We start from the raw sequence: 22039 nt of genomic DNA on the forward strand, positions 1-22039 counted from the left end.
CCGAGGAAATTCGCGCGATCGGCGAGACCAAGCAGCCGCTGACCGACAAGGCTGCCTGAGGCATCATCACTCCAACGAAAAAGGCCGGGCAATTGCCCGGCCTTTTCGATTTCAGCGGCGAACGGCGCGATCAGCCGTCGTAGTCGCCACCGATATTCTGGTTGCGCGGCGGGGCAGCCGCGGTCAGGCGCAGAGCCTCGGCCGACTGGCTGAGCGAGCCGATTTCGTCGACGGCATCATCCTCGTCGACCTGGACGCGCTGGAGCATCGAGACGACGGCTTCCTTCATGTCCTCGGGATGAATCGTCTCCTCGGCGATCTCGCGCAGCGCGACCACGGGGTTCTTGTCGCGGTCGCGGTCGAGCGTCAGATCGGCGCCGCCCGAAATCTGGCGCGCACGCTGGGCCGCAAACAGCACCAGGTCGAATCGGTTGGAAACCTTGTCGACGCAATCTTCGACGGTAACGCGCGCCATAGTCGCTCCACTTGCTTGGCAAATATCGGAAGTAAGCCGGCGAGGTAGCCATGCCGGGCGCGCGAGTCAAGGAAATGCGGCTTTTCCCTTGCCCTTTGCACGCCCGGCACCCATTGATCGGGCATGGACGACGGACGCCCCGCACGGCGCGAAGCGCCTCTGGAGGTCGACGGCAATCGGCTGGTCCCGATCGTCGAGGGGCCCGCGCGGCTGCGGGCGCTGCTTGCGCTGATCGAAAGCGCGCACAGCCGGATCCGGCTCTATTATTATATCTTCAAGGCCGACGCGACGGGCACCGCGGTGCGCGAAGCGCTGCTCGACGCGATGAATCGCGGCGTGCGCGTGTCGCTGATCGTCGACGGTTTCGGCAGCAGCGACACCCCTGCGAGCTTCTTCGCGCCGCTCAACGAGGCCGGCTGCGAACTCTGCCGGTTCGTGCCGCGCTTCGGCCGGCGCTATCTGCTGCGCAACCACCAGAAGATCGCGATTGCCGATGACCGGGCCGCGATCATCGGCGGCTTCAATGTCGCGGACGATTATTTCGCGCCGCACGAGGCGGGCAAGTGGCGCGATCTCGGGCTCGAAGTGCGCGGCCCCGCAATTGGCTGGCTCGTCACCTATTATGACAGCCTCGATCGCTGGGTGCGGTCGGACAATGCCAGCTTCCGCGCGCTGAGGCGAATGATGGCGGAGGCGCTGCCGCCCGCATCCGGAGGCGCGCTGCGCTGGCTGATCGGCGGCCCGACGCGGCGGCTGAGCCCCTGGGCGCGGACGGTGAAGCACGATCTCGAACATGCCGGGCGCGCCGACATGATCGAGGCGTATTTTTCGCCGAGCCGCTCCATGTTCAAGCGCGCGCGCAACGTCGCCAAACGTGGAGGCTCGCTGCGCCTCATCACCGCGCAGCGTTCGGACAACGCGGCAACCGTGGGGGCGGCGCGGCTGCTCTACGGGGGCCTGCTCAAGCACGGCGCCGAGGTTTACGAATATCTGCCGAGCCTGCTCCACATGAAGCTGATGATCATCGACGACGTCACCTATGTCGGTTCGGCCAACTTCGACATCCGCAGCCTGTTCCTCAACATGGAACTGATGCTTCGCATCGAGGATGCGGGCTTTGCCGCGCATATGCGCGCATTCTTCGAGAGCGAACTCGCCGATTGCGAACGTATCACGCCCGAGCTTCACAAGGCGCGCGCGACCTGGCTCAACCGCGTGCGTTGGACGCTGTCATGGTTCGTGGTGAACGTGATGGACTATACCGTCACGCGCCGGCTCAATCTCGGCCTCGATTGAGGGCCGTCAGTCCTTCCACGCCCAGTAGAGCTGGGCGGGCGGGATGTTCCAGAATTCGAAGCCATGGTCGATCCGCGCGAAATGCGGCGCGATGAAGTCGCGAACCTTGGGCGAGAACTGATAGACGAGGAATGCGCCACCGGGACGCAGCGCGGCCTGGGTTTCCTCGGCGATCGCCGGACCCACGCCCGTCGGGAGCGTCGAGAAGGGCAGGCCAGAGAGAACATAGTCGGCATGGTCATGGCCATGATCGGCAAGGATCTGGCGCACATCGGCGGCTGACCCAAGCACGGGCACGAAACGCGGGTCGGGGATTTCCTCGCCCAGATATTCGATGAAGTCGGGGTTGGTGTCGATCGCGATCAGCTTTGCATCGGGCGCGAGCCTTTTCAGGATCGGCCGGCAGAATGTGCCGACGCCCGGCCCGTATTCGACGAAGACCTTGGTATTGGCCCAGTCGACGGGGCCGAGCATGTTGGCAATGAGCGTGTCCGACGAAGGGATGACCGAGCCGACCATCACGGGATGCTTCAGAAATCCCTTGAAGAACATTGCCCATGGACCGGAACGTTGCCGCGCCCACTCGGCGACCCAGGCAGGCAGCTTGCGCTCGGTCTTTGCGGATGATGCGGGCATGAAATTCCTCGTCCGTGACAACAGTGTTACGAGCCCTCGCAAATAAAGGCGGCTTGTTCAAGTAGAGCCTAACCCATCGATACCGCAGTTTTTCCTTTCGTTCGCGCATCGTTCCGGCGTATCGGGGCGGCATGGGCATGAAACCGGACGGAGCGGTCGCCGACAAAGGCGTGACCCGCTGCCATGTCGATGTTGAGCGCTGAGGAGCGCGCGCGTCGGCGCGATTTCGGACTTCTCTTTGTCGTCATGCTCACCATCGCGGCGGGCAACACCGCGATGCAGTCGGTGCTTCCCGCGCTCGGGCGCTCGCTCAAGGTCGCGGACAGCGTGGTCGCCGCGGCGTTTTCGGTGTCGGCGGCGGTCTGGGTGCTGGCAGCACCTTTCTGGGCTAAGCGGCTCGATCGCCACGGCCAGCGCACGATGGTGGTGACAGGGCTCGCCGGGTTCACGGTTTCGACGCTTCTGTGCGGCATCTTTCTCGCGGCGGGCATTCTTGGCTGGCTCGCGCCCGCACTCACCTTCGTCGCCTTTATCGGTGGCCGGCTGATCTATGGCGCCTTTGGCGCCGCGACGCCGCCTGCCGCACAGGCCATGGTCGCCGCGCGCACCAGCCGTGACGAACGGACCAAGGCGCTGACGCTGCTCGCGTCGGCATTCGGGCTGGGCACCATTCTCGGCCCCGCGCTCGGGCCCTATTTCGTGCTCCCCGTGGTCGGCATGGCGGGTCCCGCGCTGGTCTTCGCGCTGATCGGCCTCGCCGTGTCGATCGCGGCATGGCGGCTGCTTCCCGACGACCGCCCGATCGCGCATCCGCATGGCGCGGCGGCGAGCTATCCCTCAATCGGCGGACAGTCGACAGGGGCCACGGTGACCGCCGCGATCGGTGCGCACTCGGTCGAGGTGCGTCTGCGCGACCCGCGCATATGGCCCTGGCTGCTCTGCGGCCTGGTCATGGGCCATGCGCAGGCCATGACGGGGCAGGCGATCGGTTTTCTCATTATCGATCGGATCGGCGGCTCGCTCGAGGTCGCGCTGCAGGCGACGGGGATCGTGCTGATGATGGGCGCGGGCGCCGCGCTGCTCGTGCAATGGGGCCTGATCCCGATTTTGGGGCTGAAACCGCGCGCGCTGGTGCTCATCGGACTGGTGCTGTCGGCAATCGGCTGCGCGCTGACCGGGCTTGCGACCGACCTCTACGGCATAGCGACCGCCTTCGCGCTGTCCTCGCTCGGCTTCGGCTTTACCCGCCCCGGCTTCACCGCGGGCTCGTCGCTGGCGGTGGGCGCCAAGGCGCAGGGTTCGGTTGCGGGCAAGGTGACCTCGATCAACGGCGCCGCCTTCGTGCTGGGGCCGTCGATCGGGGTCGGCATGTACGAGCTGTGGCGGCCGCTGCCCTATTACACCGCGGCCGCCGCGCTCGTCCTGCTCTTCGCCTATGCCTGGGTCACTCTTGACCCTTCTGACCCCGCGGACGGAGCATCCCGGGAGCGATAAAGCCGATCGGGTCGATCTTCAGCGCATCCTGTTTGAGCCGCGCGGCCATCGTCTCATACTCGCGCTCCATCTCGGGCGTCACCGAAGCGCGCGTCTCGCCAAGCGCCTTTTCGAAATGCGCCATCGCGACCTTCTCGACGTCGAGCGACTGGCGCAGCGCGAAAAGGCCCGCGCGCCGGACCAGATCCTCGAGATCGGCGCCCGTGAAGCGATCGGTGCGCTTTGCGAGATCGTCGAGATCCACATCGTCGCCCAGCGGCATCTTGCCCGTCTGGATGCCGAGGATACGCCGGCGTCCACCCTCGTCGGGCACGCTCACATAGACGAGTTCGTCGAAGCGCCCGGGCCGGAGCAACGCGGGGTCGATCAGATTGGGCCGGTTGGTCGCGCCGATCACGACCACGGACTGCAGTTCCTCGAGCCCGTCCATCTCGGCGAGGATCGTGTTGACCACGCGCTCGGTCACCTGCGGCTCGCCCATCCCGCCGCCGCGCGCGGGGACGAGGCTGTCGAGTTCGTCGAAGAAGATCACGCAGGGCGCGACCTGCCGCGCACGCGCGAAGAGACGCGCGATCTGCTGCTCGCTTTCGCCATACCATTTGGAGAGCAGGTCGCTCGACTTGGTCGCGATGAAGTTCGCTTCCGCCTCGCGCGCGACCGCCTTGGCAAGCAGGGTCTTGCCCGTGCCCGGGGGGCCATAGAGCAGGAAGCCCTTGGCGGGGCGGATGCCGAGCCGGCGGAACGCGTCGGGATCCTTGAGCGGCAGTTCGACGCCTTCACGCAACCGTTCGCGCGCGTCGTCGAGCCCGCCGATATCGTCCCAGCTGACATTGGGCGCCTGGACCATCACCTCGCGCATCGCGGAGGGCTGGACGCGCTTGATCGCGGCCATGAAATCCTCGCGCGTGACCGACAGCGTATCGAGCACCTCGGCCGGGATCGTTCCCGCGGCGAGGTCCAGCTTCGGCATGATCCTGCGCACCGCCTCGATGGCAGCCTCGCGTGCGAGCGCGGCGAGATCCGCGCCGACAAAGCCATAGGTCGTCCGCGCAAGTTCTGCGAGGTCGACCTTGTCGCCCAGCGGCATGCCGCGCGTGTGGATTCCCAGGATCTCGCGACGACCGCGCTCGTCGGGCACGCCCACGATGATCTCGCGGTCGAAGCGACCCGGCCGCCTGAGCGCCTCGTCGATCGCCTCGGGGCGGTTGGTCGCCGCTATCACGACGAGATTGGTGCGCGCCTCCAGCCCGTCCATCAGGGTCAGGAGCTGCGCGACGAGACGCTTCTCGGTCTCGCCCTGCACCTGGCCGCGCTTGGGAGCGATCGAATCGATCTCGTCGATGAACAGGATCGAGGGCGCGGCCTTCTGCGCGGCCTCAAAGATCTCGCGCAGCTTCTTCTCGCTCTCGCCATAGGCCGAGCCCATGATCTCGGGGCCGTTGATCAGGAAGAACTCGGCATCGCTTTCATTGGCGACCGCGCGCGCGAGCCGCGTCTTGCCCGTGCCCGGCGGGCCGTGGAGCAGAACGCCGCGCGGCGGATCCACGCCGAGGCGCTGGAAAAGCTCGGGGTAGCGCAGCGGCAGTTCGACCATCTCGCGAAGCTGGTCGATCGTCGCCGCCATCCCGCCGATATCGTCATAGGTGACGTCGGCGCGGCGCGCTTCCTTGGGTTCGGTATATTCGGGAAGCAGTTCGATCTCGGTCTCTGCATCGATATGGACCATGCCCTTGGGGCTGGTGGAGACCACCGTGAGGCGGATTTCCTGGAGCGCATAGGCTGGCGCCGCGAGCATCTGGCGCAGCTGTTGCGGCATCTCGCCACGGTCGACCTGCTGTTGCCCGACCGTTGCGATCACATCGCCCGACGAGACCGGACGCCCGATAAAGGTCCGTTTGAGCGCATTGGTCGACCCCTGAAGACGCAGGTTCTGTTGTGCAGGTGCGAACACCACACGCTGCGCGGGCTTGGTCTCGATCTTGCGGATTTCAACGAAGTCGCCCGAGCCGACGCCGGCATTGGCGCGCTGCAGGCCGTCGAGCCGGACAAGCTCGAGCCCGTCATCCTCATGATAGGGCAATACCGCGCGCGCCGCGGTCGATCGCTTGCCGATGATTTCGACGACATCGCCCTCGGCAAGACCGAGCGCCTGCATTGATGCGTGCGAAAGCCGGGCAAGGCCGCGGCCGCTGTCCTCGGGCCGCGCATTGGCGACCTGCAATCGCCGCCCCTGGGTTTCCTCGTCAGCCATCGGCCATATGCTCCGCTATCAACGACAGCGGCAAGATAGGTGCCCCCTCCGGCGCTTTCGACCCCGGAACAAAAAAAAGGCCGATCCAAAAAGGACCGGCCGTGAAAGTTTTTAGGAGAGGATGCCTGAAAGGCCTGCTCCATGTGCAGCGCAGCAAAGAATGTTGCAAGTGCGAAAAGGCTCTTTACGCTTGCATATTATGCAATCATAAAAGTGTCACGGACAACCAATACTGAGATCTGGCGGCCTGGATCCGCCACATGCGTAACGAGGGAGTGTAGATGCGGCGTTTGCCACCCCTGACCGCCATCGAGGCCTTTGTGCAGGTCGCGAAGCTCGGCTCGATCAAGGCTGCGGCCGAAGAGCTGGCGCTGTCTTCGCCCGCGCTCAGCCGGCGCGTTCAGGCGCTTGAGCGTTTCCTCGGACGCGCGTTGTTTAGCCGGCGCCATCAGGCACTGGTCCTCACCGAGGATGGCGAGAAGCTGTTGCGCAAGATTGCGCCGGCGATCGACATGCTGAGCCTCGCGATCGACGATCTTTCGACCAATCACGACGTGCTGCGGCTGCGGCTCGGCATCCTGCCGCTGTTCGCATCGCAAAAGCTGATGCCGCATCTGCCCGAATTGCGTGCGAAGCATCCCGAACTGCATCTCGATATCGACACCGCGGCGCACAGCCTGTCGCGGCTTGGCGAGGGGCTCGACGTGGCGATCCCGCTGGCGCGCGAGATCGACCCGGCACTCTATTCGCGACGGCTCGGACGCAATCGCGTCTATCCGATCGCGGGGCGCAAGCTCACCGAAGGCCCCAATGCGATCCGCGTGCCCGAGGATCTCGCGCGGACCACGGTGCTCATCCACCGCGACATGCCCGAGACATTCGAGGTGTTTCGCAATGCCCTGGGGCTCGAGGGGCTCGAACCCGTCGCAATCGACCATTTCGATTCGGGTCAGTTGATGCTCGAGGCCGCAGCCGGAGGCCTCGGCGTCGCATTCATGCTCGACAGCCATCTCGAGGACGCCGAAGACCCGCGGCTCGTGCGCCTTTTCGATATCGAGGTCGAGAGCCCGTACAGCTACTGGTTCGCATGCCGTCCGCGCGCGCTGGAAACGCGGCCGGTGCGGCTGTTTCACGACTGGCTGGTGCCCTTGTTCGAAGCGCGGGACGCGTAACGGGAAAAAGACGGCTCAACCCCGGCTTGCGCCGGGGCAGGCGCCGGTCGTGCTCAGCTCGTCCGTGCGGTCACGATCTTGCCGGGGTTCGCCGGCGGCTCGCCCTTGGGCAGCGCGTCGACATGTTCCATGCCCGAGGTCACTTCGCCCCACACGGTATACTGGCCGTCGAGGAAGCGCGCATCGTCGAAGCAGATGAAGAACTGGCTGTTGGCGCTGTTGGGGTTCATCGCGCGCGCCATCGAGCAGACGCCGCGCACATGCGGCTCGCGGCTGAATTCGGCCTGCAGATCGGGAAGCTTGGAACCACCCATGCCCGTGCCCGTCGGGTCGCCGCCCTGCGCCATGAAGCCGTCGATCACGCGGTGGAAGATCACGCCGTCGTAAAAGCCTTCATCGGCGAGCTGGCCGATGCGTTCGACATGGCCGGGGGCGAGATCGGAGCGCAGCTTGATGACGACATCGCCGCCATTGTCGAGGGTCAGGGTAAGTGTGTCCGCCATGATCGGCTCCCGCAAATGTTGGAAAACTGGGCCCCATATAGCGATCCCTGACGACAGGGAAAGGGCGCGGACATTCGTTCCAAAAGGGAGGCGGAGGCAGCGCGGGTCGCATATACGCCACCTCCGCCGGGGCTTGCGGTAAGCCTGGGCCATATATAGCCGATAGCGGCCGCGAAAACATCCCTTTTGACGGGCATTCGGTGGATTGCCTGTGCCGTTTTGTGCGCCTAGAGCAACAATATTGCCGGGGCCGTGTTTCACGAGGGGAGGCCGCAATGTCCGAGACCGAGCTGAAACATCTGCCCGAGGAGTCGATGGCGGCGGCCGAGCCCAGCCACGACGCCGAGGACCGGCTGACCCCCGAATTCGTGACCAATGTGCTCGAACGCGTCGATTCGGGTGATGCGGAGGGCGCGCGTGCGCTCGTCGAACCGCTTCATCCTGCCGATATCGCCGACCTGTTCGAACTCACGCCGTCCGATCGCCGTCAGGCGCTCGCGGCGACACTGCCCGATCTGCTCGATGGCGACGTCCTCGCCGAGATGAACGACTGGGTCCGCGAGGACCTGATCGACGCGCTCGATCCGCATCAGGTCGCCGAGATCGCGGGCGAACTCGACACCGACGACGCGGTCGCGATCATCGAGGACATGGAGGAGGACGACCAGCGCGCCGTGCTCCGCGCGCTGGCGCCCGACGATCGCGCCGCGATCGAGGAGGCGCTGTCCTACCCCGAGGAATCCGCGGGCCGCCTGATGCAGCGCGACCTGATCGCGGTGCCCGAGCATTGGACCGTGGGCGATGTGCTCGACTATCTGCGCAGCAACGAGGATCTGACCACCGATTTCTGGGAGGTCTATGTCGTCGACGCTGCGCATCATCCCCTGGGCTGCTGCGCGCTGAGCTGGGTGCTGCGCACGCCGCGCTCGATCGCGATCTCGGACGTCATGGCGCGTGAACAGACGCTGATCCCGGTCGACATGGACCAGGAAGAGGTCGCGCTCAAATTCCAGAAATATGCGCTGATCTCGGCGGCCGTCGTCGATCAGTCGGGTCGGCTCGTCGGCATGATCACCGTCGACGACATCGTCCACATCATTCAGGAAGAAGCGGGCGAGGACATCCTCAAGCTCTCTGGCGCGGGCGAAGGCGACATCAACGAGCCCGTGATGGACAGCTACAAGAGCCGCGTGCGCTGGCTGATCGCCAATCTCGCCACCGCGCTGGTCGCCTCCACCATCATCGGCCTGTTCGAGGGGACGATCGAGCAGATGGTGGCGCTTGCCGCGCTGATGCCGATCGTTGCAGGCGTCGGCGGCAATGCGGGAACGCAGACCATGGCGGTCACCGTGCGCGCGCTCGCCACCAACCAGCTGACCCAGTCGAACACCTGGCGGACGATCCGGCGCGAGATTCGGGTCGCGCTGCTCAACGGCGCCACCGTAGCGGTGGTGATCGGCGTTGGCGTCGCGCTCGCCTTCACCAATCCGCAGCTCGGCGCCGTGATAGCCGCGGCGATGATGACCAACATCCTCATCGCGGGCATGGCGGGCGTGCTCGTACCGTTGACGCTCGAGCGTTACGGCGCAGATCCCGCGGTCGCTTCCTCGGTATTCGTCACCATGACGACCGATTCGATGGGCTTTCTCGTGTTTCTGGGCCTCGCGGCGGCAACCGGGCTTACAGGATAGCTTGATCCCGGGCGCAGAGCCCCCCAAGTGGGGCCATGGCCGAACTCAATCTCACCAAGGTCGCTGTCGGCTGCGCGTCGCTCGAAATCCTCACCCAGCGGATCGCCGCGCGCAGCAAGAACGAAGTCGCCGAAGTCACCACGCGCTACCGCCCCACGCGCCACGACGAGCTGATCGGGGGATCGCTCTACTGGATCATCAAGCACAAGCTCGTCGCGCGCCAGACGATCCTCGGCTTTGAGGAAATGGAGAACGAAAAGCGGTGGATCATCCGGCTCGAATCGCGCCTCGTCACCGTACAGCCGCGCCCGCGGCGCGCGCATCAGGGCTGGCGCTATCTCACGACCAGCGACGCGCCCGCGGATCTGGGCGCTCTCGGCGACGCCGACGAACTGCCCCCCGCGATGCTGGGCGAGCTCTCCGCGCTCGCGCTTTTGTGACAATTGGCAGTTCATTAACCAAATCGTGAGGGCTTTGTCCTAAATGTCCCGGTCTGAGAAATATCAGCCGGAGTGAATATGGCCCTGTCTCCGCTCAGTGCGGTCCAAGCGACGCCCCCGGGCGCCCCGCTCGACGTTCTCGTCGTCGACGACAGCCGGACCAACCTCCAGGTCATTGGCCGCCGGCTCAATCAGATGGGCTATCGCTGCTGCCTGTGCGCCAGCGGACAGGAAGCGCTCGATCGCATCCAGGGACGCAGCTTCGACCTCGTCCTGCTCGACATGGTGATGCCGGGGATGTCGGGCAACACCGTGCTGCGCGAGATCCGCGCCATGCAGCACCGCCGCCACACCCCCGTACTGATGATCACCGCGCGGAGCGATCCCGGCGCGGTCATCGAGGCGCTGGGGGCCGGTGCGGACGATCATGTCGCCAAGCCCTTCGAATTCGAGGTGCTCGATGCGCGGATGCGCCGGCTCGTCGAGCGCGCGCAGGAAAACGAGGCGCTGCGCCGTTCCAACGAAACGCTCGATGCGCGGATCGCACATCGCGCAATCGAGATCGGCGAGCTGCGTTCCAGGGTCCATGACATACTGGCCGATCGCCAGCGTCTCGCCGATTCGCTTCAGGCGCTTCAGCAACAGGTCGAGCAGTTGGGCGGCTGAGCTCGGCTCAGGCTGCGGCGATCAGCAGGATCGAAAGCCCGGGCGGCAGTGGCTCGGAGGGCGAAGCCGCCATGCGAGCCGCATCCGCGCGCACGCGTGCGAGGATCGCGGGCGGAATCGCCTCTGCATGAAAGACGGTGTCGGCCTGGCCCAGCAACCGCGCTTCGCGCAGGCTGAGATCGTCGGGATCGTCGGATCGCAGCGCGATGGTGACGAGCCCCGTCTCGACGATGGCGTCGGGGGCCGCCAGCCAGCGTGCCACCGCGTCGCGATCCTGTTCGCGCAGTGGATCGAGCGTATTTTCGAGCGCCGCGTCGATCGCGCGCCGCCGCTGATCGGGCTCGACCCAGCGCGCGCGGATCGCCGCACGGGCACCATCAAGGGCCACCGCAAGCGCGCCCAATGAGGCCGGCAGCAGCGCCTCGATGCGCTGGCGCAGCACCTTGGCGAGCCCGGCCGACGCGCCTCCCGTCCCGATCGCAACCAGAACGGGATCGCGGTCGACGATCGCGGGAAGCGTGAAGTCGCACAAAGCGGGACGGTCGACCGCGTTGACAAGTATGCCGCGCGCCTTCAGGCGCTCCACCGCGGCCACCGCCGACGCCTCGTCATCGATCGCGACGATGGCGAGCGCGGCTTCGCCGTCCTCCCCCACGACGATTGCCCCCGCCCGCGCGATCAGCCGCGCCTTGGCGTCGCGCGCAGCGCCCTCGCCAAGCAGGATCACGGGGCGGCCTTCCAGCCGCAGGAATATGGGCAGGCTATGCATCTCGCGTCTTGTCGCGCGGTACGTTGCGCTTGCCAAGCGGCGCGTCAGTCACCCAGCCAGTCGGGCACCGAATCCGCGGCGATCAGCGCTTCGAGCGGTTGGCGCGCGCGCACCACCGCCCAGCGATTGCCCGATACCAGTACCTCGGGGGTCAGCGCGCGGCTGTTATAGGTGCTCGCCATCGTCGCGCCATAGGCGCCCGAAGTCATGAAGACGATCAGATCGCCCGCCTCCACACGGTCCATCTCGCGCGCGAGCGCGAAGGTATCGCCGGTCTCGCAGACGGGCCCGACGACATTGGCCGCGAAGCGCTCGCCCGATGGAGTCACCGCGCGGATGTCGTGCCATGCATCGTACAGGCTCGGGCGCAGCAGGTCGTTCATCGCAGCATCCGCGATCACCCACGGGTTCGCGACGCCGTCCTTGACGCGGATCACGCGGCTCAGCAGCACGCCTGCATTTGCAACGATCAGGCGGCCCGGCTCAAAGGCGAGCCGGACACCCCAGCCCTCGGTCACGCGCTTGACCATCGCGCCATATTCGGCGGGGCTCGGCGGCACAGGCAGTGCGGGGTCATAGGGTACGCCCAGCCCGCCGCCGAGATCGGCAACGGTGATGTCGTGCCCCGCCGCGCGCAGCTCGCGCACCAGCGCGCCAATCTTGGTGAAAGCCGCTTCGAGCGGCTCCAGCGCGGTCAACTGGCTGCCGATATGCACCGCGACGCCCTGCATCTTGAGCCCCGGCAACGCCGCCGCCCGCGCATAGGCCGCCAGCGCCGTGTCGATCGGGATGCCGAACTTGTTTTCGGACTTGCCCGTCGAAATCTTGGCGTGCGTTCCCGCATCGACATCGGGATTGACGCGGTAAGCCACCCGCGCCTCGACCTCGAGCTCGGCCGCGATCGCGGAGAGCATCTCGGCCTCGGGCTCGGATTCCAGATTGAACTGGCCGATCCCGTGCGCGAGCGCGAGACGCATTTCGTCGGCGCTCTTGCCGACGCCGGAAAAGATGATCCTGTTCGCCGGGATGCCCGCGGCGACCGCGCGGATCAGCTCGCCCGCCGAGACCACGTCGGCGCCAAAGCCCTCGCGCGCGAGCACCGAAAGCACCGCGCGATTGGGATTGGCCTTGACCGCGAAGGAAATCCACGGCTCGCCCCTGCCCGCACCCGAAACCGCATCGCGGAATACGCGCGCATGGCGCTCGATCGTCGTCTGCGAATAGACATAGACGGGCGTCCCGACCGCCTCGGCGATCGCCTCCAGCGCCACATCCTCGGCATGCAGCCTGCCGCTGCGAAGTTCGAAATGGTCCATGGATCAGGCCGTCGGCGGAAGGTCGAACTTGTCGTCCTCGCGCTCCTGGGACTGTTTCAGTATCTCGTCCTGGCGCTCGGGGCGCGCCTGATCGTCAGGCGTGAGCATATCCTCGGACGTCGGCGCGGTCCGTGCGGCTGCGGGCACCGGGGGAACCTGATCCCCCGCCGGGCGCGCCAGCGGCTTCTTGCTGCCGCATCCGGCAAGCGCCAGTGCAAGTGCCGAGACGATGACCAGTTTTCTCATGCAGCCATTCCCAATGCAGTCTTTGCCTCGACGATCCGCTTGAGCACCTCGGACGGGGCGGTGCCGCCATGGCTCGTGCGGCTCGCTACCGAAGCATCCACGCCCAATAGGCCAAAACAATCCTCGGTGATACGCGGATCGACCGACTGGAGCACGTCGAGTGGCAGTTCGCCCAAAGTAACGCCGCGTTCCTCCGCCAGCTTGACGACGCGTCCGGTCACGTGATGCGCCTCGCGGAAGGGAAGCCCCGCCTTGCGCACCAGCCAGTCGGCAAGATCGGTCGCGGTCGCAAAGCCGCTCTCGGCCAGCGCGCGCATCCGGTCCGTACGGAAGGTGGCGCTTTCGATCATTCCCGTCATCGCCGCGATCGAGAGGCCGAGCAGGTCGTGCGCCTCGAACACCGGCGGCTTGTCATCCTGCATATCTTTCGAATAGGCGAGCGGCAGGCCCTTCATCGTCATGGTCAGCGCGACCATGCAGCCCGCGATCCGGCCGCTATGGCCGCGCACCAGCTCGGCGGCATCGGGGTTGCGCTTTTGCGGCATGATCGACGAGCCCGTCGACCACTGATCCGAAAGCGAGACAAAGCCGAAGGGCTGGCTCGCCCAGATGATGAATTCCTCGGCCAGCCGCGACAGATGCACCGCGCACTGTGTCGCCGCCATCAGATAGTCGAGCGCGAAATCGCGGTCCGAGACCGAATCGAGCGAATTGTCGGTGGGCTTGTCGAAGCCGAGCGCGGCCGCCGTGGCATGCCGGTCGATCGGGTAGCCCGTACCCGCAAGCGCCGCCGCGCCCAGCGGGCACTGGTTGAGCCGCCGGCGCGCATCGGTGAAGCGCGAGCGATCGCGGCCGATCATTTCGTAATAGGCCATCAGATGATGGCCGAGGGTGACGGGCTGTGCCGATTGCAGATGAGTGAAGCCGGGCATGACGCTCGCGACATGTTCCTCGGCGCGCGCCACGAGCGCCTTTTGCAGCGCGGCAAGCGCGGGCTCGACCATGTCGATCGCGTCGCGCACCCACAGCCGGAAATCGGTCGCGACCTGATCGTTGCGCGAGCGCGCGGTGTGGAGCCTGCCCGCTGCCGGACCGATCAGTTCGGCGAGCCGGCTCTCGGTCACCATGTGGATGTCTTCCAGCGCGAGATTCTCGGGGACGCCACCCGCTTCATATTCGGCCGCGATCGCATCGAGCCCCTGGTTGATCGCCGCGACATCATCGGCGCCGACGATGTCCTGTGCGCCAAGCATCGCGACATGCGCCCTCGACCCTGCGATGTCCTGCCGCCACAAGCGCTTGTCGAAGGGGATCGACGCGTTTATCTCGCGCATGACAGCGGCCGGGCCCTCCTCGAAACGCCCGCCCCACATGCTATTGGAGCCCTTGGTGCGGTCTTCGTTCATTCTCATCCTCGGCCTGGCAGCACTTGGCGGCTGCGATAGGCAATCCGAACCCGCGCCGCAAGCGCCAGACCGGCAAGCGAACGTCGCGGAAACCGTTCAGCCCGAAGCCTTCACGGGCACGCTCGACATCGCGCAACGCGGCGCCACAATGCCAAAGGACGGCTTCACCGCGCCCGATGGCAGCACGGTCACGCTCGAAAAGTTCAGGGGCAAGCCCGTGCTCGTCAATCTCTGGGCGACCTGGTGCGGCCCCTGCATCAAGGAAATGCCCGCGCTCGACGCGCTTGCGAAGCGCGAGGCCGGAAAGTTGAAGGTGCTCACCGTCTCGCAGGATTCGAAGGGCAAGGAGGTTGTCGGCCCCTGGTTCGAGAAGAGCCGCTATGCGATGCTCGAACCCTATCTCGATCCCGAGAACCGGCTCGGCCTGAACTATGCCAGCGGCATGCTGCCGACCACGATCCTCTACGACGCTGATGGCAAGGAGGTCTGGCGCGTCATCGGCGGCATGGACTGGAACGGCCCGCGCGCCAACACGCTGCTCGCCGAGACGCTGGGCAAGGCCGGATAGACGCGATCGACCATCTGTTCGTCATCACCGACGGCCGCAAACAGTCGCCGGACGTTGCGCGCCTTAGCCCCTGGCGTCTTCCGCAACACTCGCCGCCTGGCCCAGATCGTGGAGCGCCTTCATCCGCGCGAAACTGACGACCTGCCCGGCCATGACGTCGAGCTGCTGGACGATCGCCGGATCGCACACCTCCCCATCGGGATCGAACACGGGCATCATCGAATTGACCGCGACCGCCATCGGCGTCGGCCAGCCTCTCAGCGCATGCGTGATCGAGCGCAGCGTCGCGAGCGTCGTTCCCGTCGCCTGCCAGCCCGCCGCCACCGCGATCAGACCGACCGCGCGCCCTTCGAAATAGACGCGTTCGTCCGCGGCCATATCCTGCACATAATCGAGCGCGTTCTTGATCAGGCCCGAGACGGTGCCGTGATATCCGGGTGACGCGATGACGACGCCGTCGGCGCGACGCAGCCCGTCGATCAGCGCGCGCGCCTTGTCGGTACGTTCGGCGATCTCGGGCGCATACATCGGAATGTCGAGCGACGGCCCGTCGAACAGCAGCGTCTCCGCGCCATGCGCCTCGCAGCGCCTGAGCACATGGCGCAAGGCGCGCTCGCTCGCGCTGCATTGCTTGGCGGTGCCGCCAAGCCCGACGATGAGCGGCGGACGGGTTTCGATGCTCGACATGCCCGCTGCTATTGAAGAAATCTGCGGTCCGGGCAAGGTGCTTGTCCGCGAACGAAGGAGATCATGCATGGCGGATGGACGGATCGAGGCGCATGTGAGCGAAACCGGCGAGAGCGCCTTTGCCGTTCGCATCGACGTTTCGGGGCATGTCCTGACGGGCGACGAGCCCGAGGGCGTCGGCGGCGGCAATCTGGGGCCCGCGCCCTATGACCTGCTGCTCTCCGCGCTCGGCGAATGTACGGCGATGACGGTGCGGCTCTACGCCCGTGACAAGGGCTGGCCGCTCGACCATGTCTCGGTCAGCCTCACGCACCGCAAGGGCGGCGTCGAGGGCCAGCCCGCCTGGACCGACAATTTCACCAAGACCGTCCATATCCACGGCGACGCGCTCTCCGACGAGCAGCGCGCGCGGCTGATCGAGGTCGCGGGCAAATGCCCCGTCCATCGCACGCTGATGGGCACGCCGGTCATCGCAACCATCGCGGGCGACCCGCGCGGGGGGCGCTAATCGATTGGAATTGGTGAGAGGCTCTGCAACAAGGCTGAAGATCATAATCGAGGGGGTAGTTCATGGCGTTTCGCATTCGTCGCATGTCCGCATCGTTGCTTCTGGCGGCGCTGATCGGCGCGAGCGCTCCCCCCGCGGCCGAATACGACCTGCTGATCCGCGGCGGCACATTATATGACGGGTCGGGCGCGCCCGGCGTGGTCGGAGACATTGCCGTCAAGGGCGATCGCATCGTCCACCTCGGCGGCAAGGCACCCGGGACGGCCAAGGAAACGATCGACGCGCAGGGTCTGGCGGTCGCACCGGGCTTCATCAACATGCTGAGCTGGGCCAATGACTCGCTGATCGAGGACGGCCGCGCGCAGAGCGACATTCGCCAGGGCGTGACGCTGGAAGTGATGGGCGAGGGGACGAGCAGCGGCCCGCTCAACCCGCAGATGAAGAAGCTCGTGGTCGAGCGACAGGGCGACATCAAATATCCGATCACCTGGACGACGCTCGGCGAGTATCTCGACTTCCTGACGAAAAAGGGCGTCTCGACCAATGTTGCATCCTTTGTCGGTGCTGCCACCGTCCGCGAGAATGTGCTCGGAGAGGACGATGTCGATCCGACCCCCGCGCAGCTCGCCGAAATGCGCCGCATCGTCCGTACCGCGATGCAGGAGGGCGCAATGGGCGTCGGCTCCTCGCTGATCTATGCGCCCGCCTCCTATGCCGAGACTCCCGAACTCATCGCACTGGTGAGCGAGGCCGCGCAGTGCGGCGGCATGTATATCAGCCATATGCGTTCGGAAGGCGATCGGCTCATCGAGGCGATCGACGAACTGATCGAGATCTCGAGGGCAAGCGGCGCACCCGCCGAAATCTATCATCTGAAACAGGCGGGCCAGGACAATTGGGGCAAGCTCGATGCCGCCATCGCGCGGATCGAGGATGCACGCAAACAGGGGCTGCGGATCACCGCCGACATGTATCCTTATGCGATCGCGGGCACCGGGCTTGATGCCGCGATGCCCACCTGGGTCCAGGCGGGCGGGCTGGAGACATGGATCGAACGGCTGCGCGACCCGAAGATTCGCGCGCGCGTCATCGCGGAGATGAAGGCGCCGGGCGAGGGTTGGGAAAATCTCTACCGTGCCGCGGGCGGCGCGGAAAACCTGATCGTTGTCGGCTTCAAGAACCCGGCGCTCAAACCACTCACCGGCAAGACGCTGGCCGAGGTCGCCGCGATGCGCGGCAAGAGCCCCGAAGACACCGCGATCGACCTCGTGATCGAGGACGGCTCACGCGTCGGCACGCTCTACCGGCTGATGTCGGAGGACAATGTCCGTCGCCAGATCGGCCTGCCCTGGATGAGCTTCGGATCCGACGAGGAAGCCGCGGCGACCGAGGGTGTCTTCCTCAAATACAACAACCACCCGCGCGCCTATGGCACCTTTGCGCGCGTGCTCGGTCATTATGTGCGCGACCAGAAGGCCGCGACCTTGCCCGACGCGATCCGCCGCCTCTCCGCGTTGCCCGCCGAGAATCTGGGATTGAAGCAGCGCGGGCGGCTGGCGCGCGACTATCTCGCCGACATCGTCGTCTTCGACCCCGCCACGATTGCAGATCGCGCGACGGTCGCGAAGCCCGCGCAATATGCGACGGGCATGAGACACGTGATCGTCAATGGCGTCCCCGTGCTCAGGGACGGCGAGCATACGGGTGCGAAGCCCGGCCGGGTGGTTCGCGGTGCGGGCTGGACGGGCTGGCCCGACGGCGGGCGGTGCAAGTGACGCGGGCGCGGCGATGACGGCTTCAGGCGCACGACGGCTGCCGCAGGGCGCCGATCTCTACGGCGATCTCGAGCCTGCGCCGCGCGTAACCCCGATCCATTACCTGCCCGGGCTCGGCGTCGCCGCGCTCGCGACGCTCGCCGCCGGCTATCTGTCCGATCACTATGGTGCGCCACTGACGCTGATGGCGCTGCTGATCGGGCTTTCGCTCAACTTCCTCAGCGCCGACGCACGGCTGGGGCCGGGCCTCGCCTTCGCATCGCGCACGCTGCTCCGGTTCGGCATCGTCCTGGTGGGCCTGCGCATCACCATCGGCCAGGTCGCCGATCTCGGCCCCTGGGCGCTCGTCGCGCTGCTGCTGATCGTCGCCGTTACGATCGGTTCGGGGGTGCTCGCGTCGCGCGCGCTCGGGCTTGGCGCGGCCTTCGGTACGCTCGCGGGGGGTGCGGTCGCGATCTGCGGGGCCTCGGCCGCACTCGCGCTCGCTGCCGTGCTCGGCGAACGGCGCGCGAGCCAGGCGCAGCTCACGCTCGTCCTCGTCATCATATCGGCGCTGAGCTCGTTCGCGATGTTCCTGTATCCGATCATTGCGCGCTTCATGGACCTCGGCGAGACCGGCGCAGGCTTCATGATCGGCGCCTCGATCCACGACGTCGCGCAGGCGCTGGGCGCAGGCTACTCCTTCTCGCAGCATGCGGGCGAGACCGCCGCGATCGTCAAGCTTACGCGCGTTGCGATGCTCGCCCCCGTGCTCGCCATCGTCGCGCTCTGCTTCCAGACCGAAGGCACCAGCCGCGCCGCCTTCTTCCGGCTCCCCTGGTTCGTCATCGGCTTCTTCGCACTGGCCGCGCTCAATTCGGCCATCGCGATCCCCGCCATGGTCGGCGATTTCGCCCAGCAGGCGGCAAGCGCGATGCTCGCCTGCGCGGTCGCAGCAACAGGCATGCGTTCGCCGATGAACACGCTGCTCGACAGCGGAGCGCGGCCGATGCTCGCGGTCGTCATCCCGACGCTCGTCGCGCTCGCGCTCGCCGCAAGCGCTGCGGCTTTGCTCACTTGACGGGATCGCGCCTCAGACGAAAAGCGCCACGCTCTGCATGCCGCTTGCCACCGGGACGCCATCGGCGTTCCAGATCGTCATCGTCTGGCTCGAACATCCGCTGCGCGCATATTCGGCGCGTGAGCTCAGCAGCCACCAGCCGTCGCGCGTCCGCGGCTCGGCGGTCAGCATATTGACCAGCCAGGTCATCGAGCTGATCGGCCCGCGCTCGGTCGCAAGCCGCAGCGCCGCGGGCGGCAGCGCATCGGCGACGGCCATCACCGCGATCATCGGATCGAGCCCGTCACGCTCGCGCAGGCGCACCCAGCGCACCCAGTCGGCACGTCCGAAGTCGCCCTCGGCGTCGATGAATTCGAAATTCCGGAAGAAGGAATCGGCCCTCTCGCTGGTCCGCGGTGCAGACGGCCGATCGGGAAATGCGGCCGGCGCAGGCAGTGCGACATGGTCGATATGCGATGGCTGGTCGCCCATGAAGACAAAGGTCGCACCAAGCCCGAGCCCCGCCTCGCTGACGACGTCGGCGCCGACGAACGCGGCGGTCCGGCCGCGCCTGAGCGTCCGCGTCGCGACTTCGACCGAACCCGCCAGCGGTCCGACGAAGGATATCTGCGCGGTCCGCAACGGCGGCAGATCCTCGGCCGTCGTGCACGCCGCATGCAGCGCGAGTGCGCTCGAAAGCCCCCCATAGGCGGTGCGCCCCTGCATCCAGGTCGGTGGAATCTCGAATCGCAACCCGGTGTCGCCGGGCGCCGCGCCCGCAAGGATATCGGCCAGTGTCGTCATGCGGTTCCTCTCCGGTGCGTCCTGGATAGGGTTTATCGCGCTCCCGATACAAGACCGACTGTTCGAGTACAGCGCAAATTGCTAGCACTTCCGTTATGAGCAGCGATACCGCCACGACGAACCGGACCCAGACCGCGCGTTTTCAGCGCAAGCGCGAGCTGATCCTCGACGCGGCCGCAGCCGAGATCAACGAGAATGGCGCGCTTGGCATGACCTTGGCGGACGTCGCGGCCATGGTCGGGCTCAACACCACCAGCGTAACCTATTATTTCAAGCGCAAGGAGGTGCTCGCCGCCGCCTGCTACGATCGCTCGCTCGACCGGATCGAGGCGATCGTCGAGTCCGCGGAACGCGCGCCCGATCCGCGATCGCGCGTCCGCGCCTATGTCGACGAAAGCTTCGCGCAGCGCGCGCGCATTCGCGATGGCGACGAGCCCCCGTTCACGGTGCTGTCCGACCTGCGCGCCATGGAGGGCCCGGAGCGCGAGGCTCTGGCCGATCGCTACCGCGGATTGCTCCGCCGCATCCGCGGCTTTTTCGGCGCAGCGGATAATGAGCGCGCCAAGGCGCTGCTCACGGCGCGGACGCACGTGCTGGTCGAGACGATCTTCTGGCTGCCCGGCTGGCTGCAACATTATGCCACCGACGAATTCCCCCGCCTGTCCGCGCGGATGTTCGAGCTGTTCGACACCGGACTGGCGCCACGCGGCGCGGCCTGGGCGCCGGTCAGCACGCTGCTCGCCGAGGATGCCTCGCCCGAGGGGCCCGAGCTTGCGCGGCGCAACTTTCTCAAGGCGGCCACGCGGCTGATCAACGAGCGCGGCTATCGCGGGGCCTCGGTCGAGCGCATCGCATCCGAGCTCAATGTGACCAAGGGCAGTTTCTATCACCACCTCGATGCCAAGGACGAACTGGTCGTCAACTGCTTCGCGCACAGCTTCGCTATACAGACGCAGGCGCAGCGCGCCGCCGACCGCGCCGACGGCAGCCAGTGGGAGCGGCTCTGCTCGGCGATGGCGATGATCCTCGATGTGCAGTTTTCGGAACGCGGCCCGCTCTTGCGGACGACCGCGCTTCAGGCACTGCCGAGCCGCGTGCGCGGGGCGATGGTCGAGCGATCCGACCATGTCGCGCGCCGCTTTGCGGGCATGATGATCGATGGGATCAGCGAAGGATCGGTCCGTGCGGTCGATCCGCTGGTCGCGAGCCAGACGCTGGTGGCGATGCTCAACGCCGCCTATGAGCTGCACAACTGGGCCGATGCACTTGCTCCGGCGGATGCGATCGGCCTCTACGCCTCGACGCTGGCATTCGGGCTTTTCGACGACCGGATGCTCGCCTGACCTGCGGTCGCTGGCGCCATGAGCCGTCGCCGCGGCGCTCGATTATGCAAGCTCAATCACGGCCGCAGCCGGACGCCGCCCCGCGTTCAGATGTGGAGCGGCGACGCCATCGAGATCGTGCCGCCATCGGCAAAGGGCAGGCTCGTGTCGCAAAATGCGCACTGCGCCGATAGCCTGCCGACATGCCAATTGCTGTTGCCGCAACCGGGGCAATGATTGGCTTCCTCGCGACGATACATGATCCGGTAGCCCATAAGGCCCGGCTCGATGGTACGGGTATGTTCGACAGGCTGAATGTTACGCATGCTACTCCCCTTTCCTTGGTCCACCATAGCATGAACCCACGATAGACCGTTAGGTTTCGCAGACGAGCCGTGTGTTTTTACGTAGTCCCGATGGGGGACAGAGAAAAAGGGTGGGACGCCAATAGCATCCCACCCCTTGTCTGCACGACGCTTGTCGGGCCGCCTCAGCGGCAGCGGCGCGTGCTGTCGATTTCCTTGCCGAGCAGAGCGCCGGCAGCGGCGCCGACGACGGTGCCCGTCGTGCGGTCGCCCCGTGTATCGATCGCGCGACCAAGCAGCGCACCGCCCGCCGCGCCCACGATCAGGCCGGTGGTGCCGTCCGACTTGCGGCAATAGGTGCGGCCGTCGCGACCGCGCCATTCCTTGTACTTGTAATGCTTGCCCGCCTCGGCCTTTTCGGTCGGCAAGGCCATCGTGGCGGGGATGGCGAGCGATGCGGCACCCAGAGCAAGAACAAAACTACGCATAAACAACAGTCCCTTTTTTTGATTTTGATCAATGACCCCTAGTGAACGCGCCCATGATGTGCCCGGTTTCATGAACCTGAAACAACAATACAAGTCACTGAATTAACGTGATTAAAAAATAAAATGATCCCATGACGCTGATTTTCGGCGCGCGTTCGCCGTCCTGCTAGGGGCCGGCGCGG

At 66.2% G+C, this 22039-nt stretch carries 23 protein-coding genes; 11 read left to right on the forward strand and 12 right to left on the reverse strand.

The window, feature by feature from the left end; all coding sequences use genetic code 11:
• Positions 1–130: 130 nt before the first annotated feature.
• A complete protein-coding gene (gene rpoZ / locus MKI88_RS16150) occupies positions 131–475 on the reverse strand; it encodes a DNA-directed RNA polymerase subunit omega (protein WP_241632455.1) in 345 nt (114 codons plus the stop codon).
• Positions 476–598: 123 nt separating this feature from the next.
• On the opposite strand from rpoZ, the gene MKI88_RS16155 reads away from it, so the two are divergent.
• Positions 599–1771: a phosphatidylserine/phosphatidylglycerophosphate/cardiolipin synthase family protein gene (locus MKI88_RS16155; RefSeq protein WP_241632457.1), complete on the forward strand. Its 1173-nt coding sequence runs from the start codon at positions 599–601 to the stop codon at positions 1769–1771.
• Between the two features lie 6 nt (positions 1772–1777).
• Here MKI88_RS16155 and MKI88_RS16160 read toward each other — a convergent pair whose 3' ends face one another.
• Positions 1778–2407: a class I SAM-dependent methyltransferase gene (locus MKI88_RS16160; protein ID WP_241632459.1), complete on the reverse strand. Its 630-nt coding sequence runs from the start codon at positions 2405–2407 to the stop codon at positions 1778–1780.
• Between the two features lie 189 nt (positions 2408–2596).
• Between MKI88_RS16160 and MKI88_RS16165 the strand changes: the two genes are divergently transcribed.
• On the forward strand, positions 2597–3901 hold the full coding sequence (locus tag MKI88_RS16165) for an MFS transporter (protein ID WP_407073372.1): 1305 nt from the start codon (positions 2597–2599) through the stop codon (positions 3899–3901).
• Here the strand turns inward: MKI88_RS16165 and MKI88_RS16170 are convergent.
• On the reverse strand, positions 3852–6152 hold the full coding sequence (locus MKI88_RS16170) for a CDC48 family AAA ATPase (protein ID WP_241632461.1): 2301 nt from the start codon (positions 6150–6152) through the stop codon (positions 3852–3854). The genes MKI88_RS16165 and MKI88_RS16170 overlap by 50 nt on opposite strands.
• A gap of 281 nt (positions 6153–6433) precedes the next feature.
• Here MKI88_RS16170 and MKI88_RS16175 point away from each other — a divergent pair, with 281 nt between their 5' ends.
• Positions 6434–7324, forward strand: coding sequence for a LysR substrate-binding domain-containing protein (locus tag MKI88_RS16175; protein ID WP_241632463.1), 891 nt, complete (start codon positions 6434–6436; stop codon positions 7322–7324).
• 53 nt (positions 7325–7377) lie between these two features.
• Here the strand turns inward: MKI88_RS16175 and MKI88_RS16180 are convergent, their stop codons facing one another.
• Positions 7378–7827, reverse strand: coding sequence for a peptidylprolyl isomerase (locus MKI88_RS16180; RefSeq protein ID WP_241632465.1), 450 nt, complete (start codon positions 7825–7827; stop codon positions 7378–7380).
• A gap of 275 nt (positions 7828–8102) precedes the next feature.
• On the opposite strand from MKI88_RS16180, the gene mgtE reads away from it, so the two are divergent.
• The 3 genes from mgtE to MKI88_RS16195 all read left to right on the forward strand — a co-directional run bounded on the left by mgtE (position 8103) and on the right by MKI88_RS16195 (position 10624).
• A complete protein-coding gene (gene mgtE / locus MKI88_RS16185; protein ID WP_241632467.1) occupies positions 8103–9518 on the forward strand; it encodes a magnesium transporter in 1416 nt (471 codons plus the stop codon).
• 35 nt (positions 9519–9553) lie between these two features.
• On the forward strand, positions 9554–9958 hold the full coding sequence (locus tag MKI88_RS16190) for a DUF1489 family protein (protein WP_241632468.1): 405 nt from the start codon (positions 9554–9556) through the stop codon (positions 9956–9958).
• A 78-nt stretch (positions 9959–10036) separates the two neighbouring features.
• Positions 10037–10624 carry a response regulator gene (locus tag MKI88_RS16195; RefSeq protein ID WP_241632470.1) on the forward strand — a complete coding sequence of 196 codons (588 nt, stop codon included), beginning with the start codon at positions 10037–10039 and terminating at the stop codon, positions 10622–10624.
• A 7-nt stretch (positions 10625–10631) separates the two neighbouring features.
• Here MKI88_RS16195 and MKI88_RS16200 read toward each other — a convergent pair whose 3' ends face one another.
• Genes MKI88_RS16200 through argH form a run of 4 tightly spaced genes read right to left on the reverse strand, consistent with a single transcriptional unit; the run spans position 10632 to position 14328 of the window.
• Complete coding sequence (locus MKI88_RS16200) at positions 10632–11393, reverse strand: bifunctional precorrin-2 dehydrogenase/sirohydrochlorin ferrochelatase (RefSeq protein ID WP_241632472.1); 762 nt, start codon at positions 11391–11393, stop codon at positions 10632–10634.
• A gap of 44 nt (positions 11394–11437) precedes the next feature.
• Positions 11438–12709 carry a diaminopimelate decarboxylase gene (gene lysA, locus MKI88_RS16205; protein ID WP_241632474.1) on the reverse strand — a complete coding sequence of 424 codons (1272 nt, stop codon included), beginning with the start codon at positions 12707–12709 and terminating at the stop codon, positions 11438–11440.
• Between the two features lie 3 nt (positions 12710–12712).
• Entirely contained in the window at positions 12713–12955 is a 243-nt protein-coding gene (locus MKI88_RS16210; RefSeq protein WP_241632476.1) for a lipoprotein, read from the reverse strand.
• On the reverse strand, positions 12952–14328 hold the full coding sequence (argH, locus tag MKI88_RS16215) for an argininosuccinate lyase (RefSeq protein ID WP_241632533.1): 1377 nt from the start codon (positions 14326–14328) through the stop codon (positions 12952–12954). The genes MKI88_RS16210 and argH overlap by 4 nt, the downstream gene beginning before the upstream one ends.
• Positions 14329–14344: 16 nt before the next feature.
• Here argH and MKI88_RS16220 point away from each other — a divergent pair, with 16 nt between their 5' ends.
• A complete protein-coding gene (locus tag MKI88_RS16220) occupies positions 14345–14929 on the forward strand; it encodes a TlpA disulfide reductase family protein (RefSeq protein WP_348636266.1) in 585 nt (194 codons plus the stop codon).
• A gap of 63 nt (positions 14930–14992) precedes the next feature.
• Here the strand turns inward: MKI88_RS16220 and MKI88_RS16225 are convergent, their stop codons facing one another.
• On the reverse strand, positions 14993–15616 hold the full coding sequence (locus MKI88_RS16225) for an NADPH-dependent FMN reductase (RefSeq protein ID WP_241632478.1): 624 nt from the start codon (positions 15614–15616) through the stop codon (positions 14993–14995).
• 67 nt (positions 15617–15683) lie between these two features.
• On the opposite strand from MKI88_RS16225, the gene MKI88_RS16230 reads away from it, so the two are divergent.
• The 3 genes from MKI88_RS16230 to MKI88_RS16240 all read left to right on the forward strand — a co-directional run bounded on the left by MKI88_RS16230 (position 15684) and on the right by MKI88_RS16240 (position 18959).
• Positions 15684–16124, forward strand: coding sequence for an OsmC family protein (locus tag MKI88_RS16230; protein WP_241632480.1), 441 nt, complete (start codon positions 15684–15686; stop codon positions 16122–16124).
• Positions 16125–16186: 62 nt separating this feature from the next.
• The gene (locus MKI88_RS16235; RefSeq protein ID WP_241632482.1) at positions 16187–17899 is read left to right on the forward strand and encodes an amidohydrolase family protein; all 1713 of its coding nucleotides are present in this window, start codon (positions 16187–16189) and stop codon (positions 17897–17899) included.
• Positions 17900–17912: 13 nt separating this feature from the next.
• On the forward strand, positions 17913–18959 hold the full coding sequence (locus MKI88_RS16240; protein WP_241632484.1) for a YeiH family protein: 1047 nt from the start codon (positions 17913–17915) through the stop codon (positions 18957–18959).
• A 12-nt stretch (positions 18960–18971) separates the two neighbouring features.
• On the opposite strand, the gene MKI88_RS16245 is transcribed toward MKI88_RS16240, so the two are convergent.
• Positions 18972–19742, reverse strand: coding sequence for an acyl-CoA thioesterase II (locus MKI88_RS16245; RefSeq protein ID WP_241632486.1), 771 nt, complete (start codon positions 19740–19742; stop codon positions 18972–18974).
• A gap of 95 nt (positions 19743–19837) precedes the next feature.
• Here MKI88_RS16245 and MKI88_RS16250 point away from each other — a divergent pair, with 95 nt between their 5' ends.
• The gene (locus MKI88_RS16250; RefSeq protein WP_241632488.1) at positions 19838–21085 is read left to right on the forward strand and encodes a TetR/AcrR family transcriptional regulator; all 1248 of its coding nucleotides are present in this window, start codon (positions 19838–19840) and stop codon (positions 21083–21085) included.
• A gap of 86 nt (positions 21086–21171) precedes the next feature.
• Here MKI88_RS16250 and MKI88_RS16255 read toward each other — a convergent pair whose 3' ends face one another.
• Both MKI88_RS16255 and MKI88_RS16260 read right to left on the reverse strand, forming a co-directional pair.
• Positions 21172–21390: a hypothetical protein gene (locus tag MKI88_RS16255; protein ID WP_241632490.1), complete on the reverse strand. Its 219-nt coding sequence runs from the start codon at positions 21388–21390 to the stop codon at positions 21172–21174.
• A gap of 164 nt (positions 21391–21554) precedes the next feature.
• The gene (locus tag MKI88_RS16260) at positions 21555–21857 is read right to left on the reverse strand and encodes a glycine zipper 2TM domain-containing protein (protein ID WP_241632492.1); all 303 of its coding nucleotides are present in this window, start codon (positions 21855–21857) and stop codon (positions 21555–21557) included.
• Positions 21858–22039 lie beyond the last annotated feature (182 nt).

The sequence above is a fragment of the Sphingomonas sp. LaA6.9 genome, assembly GCF_022601895.1.
Lineage (GTDB): Bacteria > Pseudomonadota > Alphaproteobacteria > Sphingomonadales > Sphingomonadaceae > Sphingobium_A.

Excerpts from the sequence above, each read along its gene's own strand:
- rpoZ (WP_241632455.1), bottom strand. The coding sequence starts at position 475 with ATGGCGCGCGTTACCGTCGAAGATTGCGTCGACAAGGTTTCCAACCGA.
- MKI88_RS16155 (WP_241632457.1), top strand. The coding sequence starts at position 599 with ATGGACGACGGACGCCCCGCACGGCGCGAAGCGCCTCTGGAGGTCGAC.
- MKI88_RS16160 (WP_241632459.1), bottom strand. The coding sequence starts at position 2,407 with ATGCCCGCATCATCCGCAAAGACCGAGCGCAAGCTGCCTGCCTGGGTC.
- MKI88_RS16165 (WP_407073372.1), top strand. The coding sequence starts at position 2,597 with ATGTTGAGCGCTGAGGAGCGCGCGCGTCGGCGCGATTTCGGACTTCTC.
- MKI88_RS16170 (WP_241632461.1), bottom strand. The coding sequence starts at position 6,152 with ATGGCTGACGAGGAAACCCAGGGGCGGCGATTGCAGGTCGCCAATGCG.
- MKI88_RS16175 (WP_241632463.1), top strand. The coding sequence starts at position 6,434 with ATGCGGCGTTTGCCACCCCTGACCGCCATCGAGGCCTTTGTGCAGGTC.
- MKI88_RS16180 (WP_241632465.1), bottom strand. The coding sequence starts at position 7,827 with ATGGCGGACACACTTACCCTGACCCTCGACAATGGCGGCGATGTCGTC.
- mgtE (WP_241632467.1), top strand. The coding sequence starts at position 8,103 with ATGTCCGAGACCGAGCTGAAACATCTGCCCGAGGAGTCGATGGCGGCG.
- MKI88_RS16190 (WP_241632468.1), top strand. The coding sequence starts at position 9,554 with ATGGCCGAACTCAATCTCACCAAGGTCGCTGTCGGCTGCGCGTCGCTC.
- MKI88_RS16195 (WP_241632470.1), top strand. The coding sequence starts at position 10,037 with ATGGCCCTGTCTCCGCTCAGTGCGGTCCAAGCGACGCCCCCGGGCGCC.
- MKI88_RS16200 (WP_241632472.1), bottom strand. The coding sequence starts at position 11,393 with ATGCATAGCCTGCCCATATTCCTGCGGCTGGAAGGCCGCCCCGTGATC.
- lysA (WP_241632474.1), bottom strand. The coding sequence starts at position 12,709 with ATGGACCATTTCGAACTTCGCAGCGGCAGGCTGCATGCCGAGGATGTG.
- MKI88_RS16210 (WP_241632476.1), bottom strand. The coding sequence starts at position 12,955 with ATGAGAAAACTGGTCATCGTCTCGGCACTTGCACTGGCGCTTGCCGGA.
- argH (WP_241632533.1), bottom strand. The coding sequence starts at position 14,328 with ATGTGGGGCGGGCGTTTCGAGGAGGGCCCGGCCGCTGTCATGCGCGAG.
- MKI88_RS16225 (WP_241632478.1), bottom strand. The coding sequence starts at position 15,616 with ATGTCGAGCATCGAAACCCGTCCGCCGCTCATCGTCGGGCTTGGCGGC.
- MKI88_RS16230 (WP_241632480.1), top strand. The coding sequence starts at position 15,684 with ATGGCGGATGGACGGATCGAGGCGCATGTGAGCGAAACCGGCGAGAGC.
- MKI88_RS16235 (WP_241632482.1), top strand. The coding sequence starts at position 16,187 with ATGGCGTTTCGCATTCGTCGCATGTCCGCATCGTTGCTTCTGGCGGCG.
- MKI88_RS16240 (WP_241632484.1), top strand. The coding sequence starts at position 17,913 with ATGACGGCTTCAGGCGCACGACGGCTGCCGCAGGGCGCCGATCTCTAC.
- MKI88_RS16245 (WP_241632486.1), bottom strand. The coding sequence starts at position 19,742 with ATGACGACACTGGCCGATATCCTTGCGGGCGCGGCGCCCGGCGACACC.
- MKI88_RS16250 (WP_241632488.1), top strand. The coding sequence starts at position 19,838 with ATGAGCAGCGATACCGCCACGACGAACCGGACCCAGACCGCGCGTTTT.
- MKI88_RS16255 (WP_241632490.1), bottom strand. The coding sequence starts at position 21,390 with ATGCGTAACATTCAGCCTGTCGAACATACCCGTACCATCGAGCCGGGC.
- MKI88_RS16260 (WP_241632492.1), bottom strand. The coding sequence starts at position 21,857 with ATGCGTAGTTTTGTTCTTGCTCTGGGTGCCGCATCGCTCGCCATCCCC.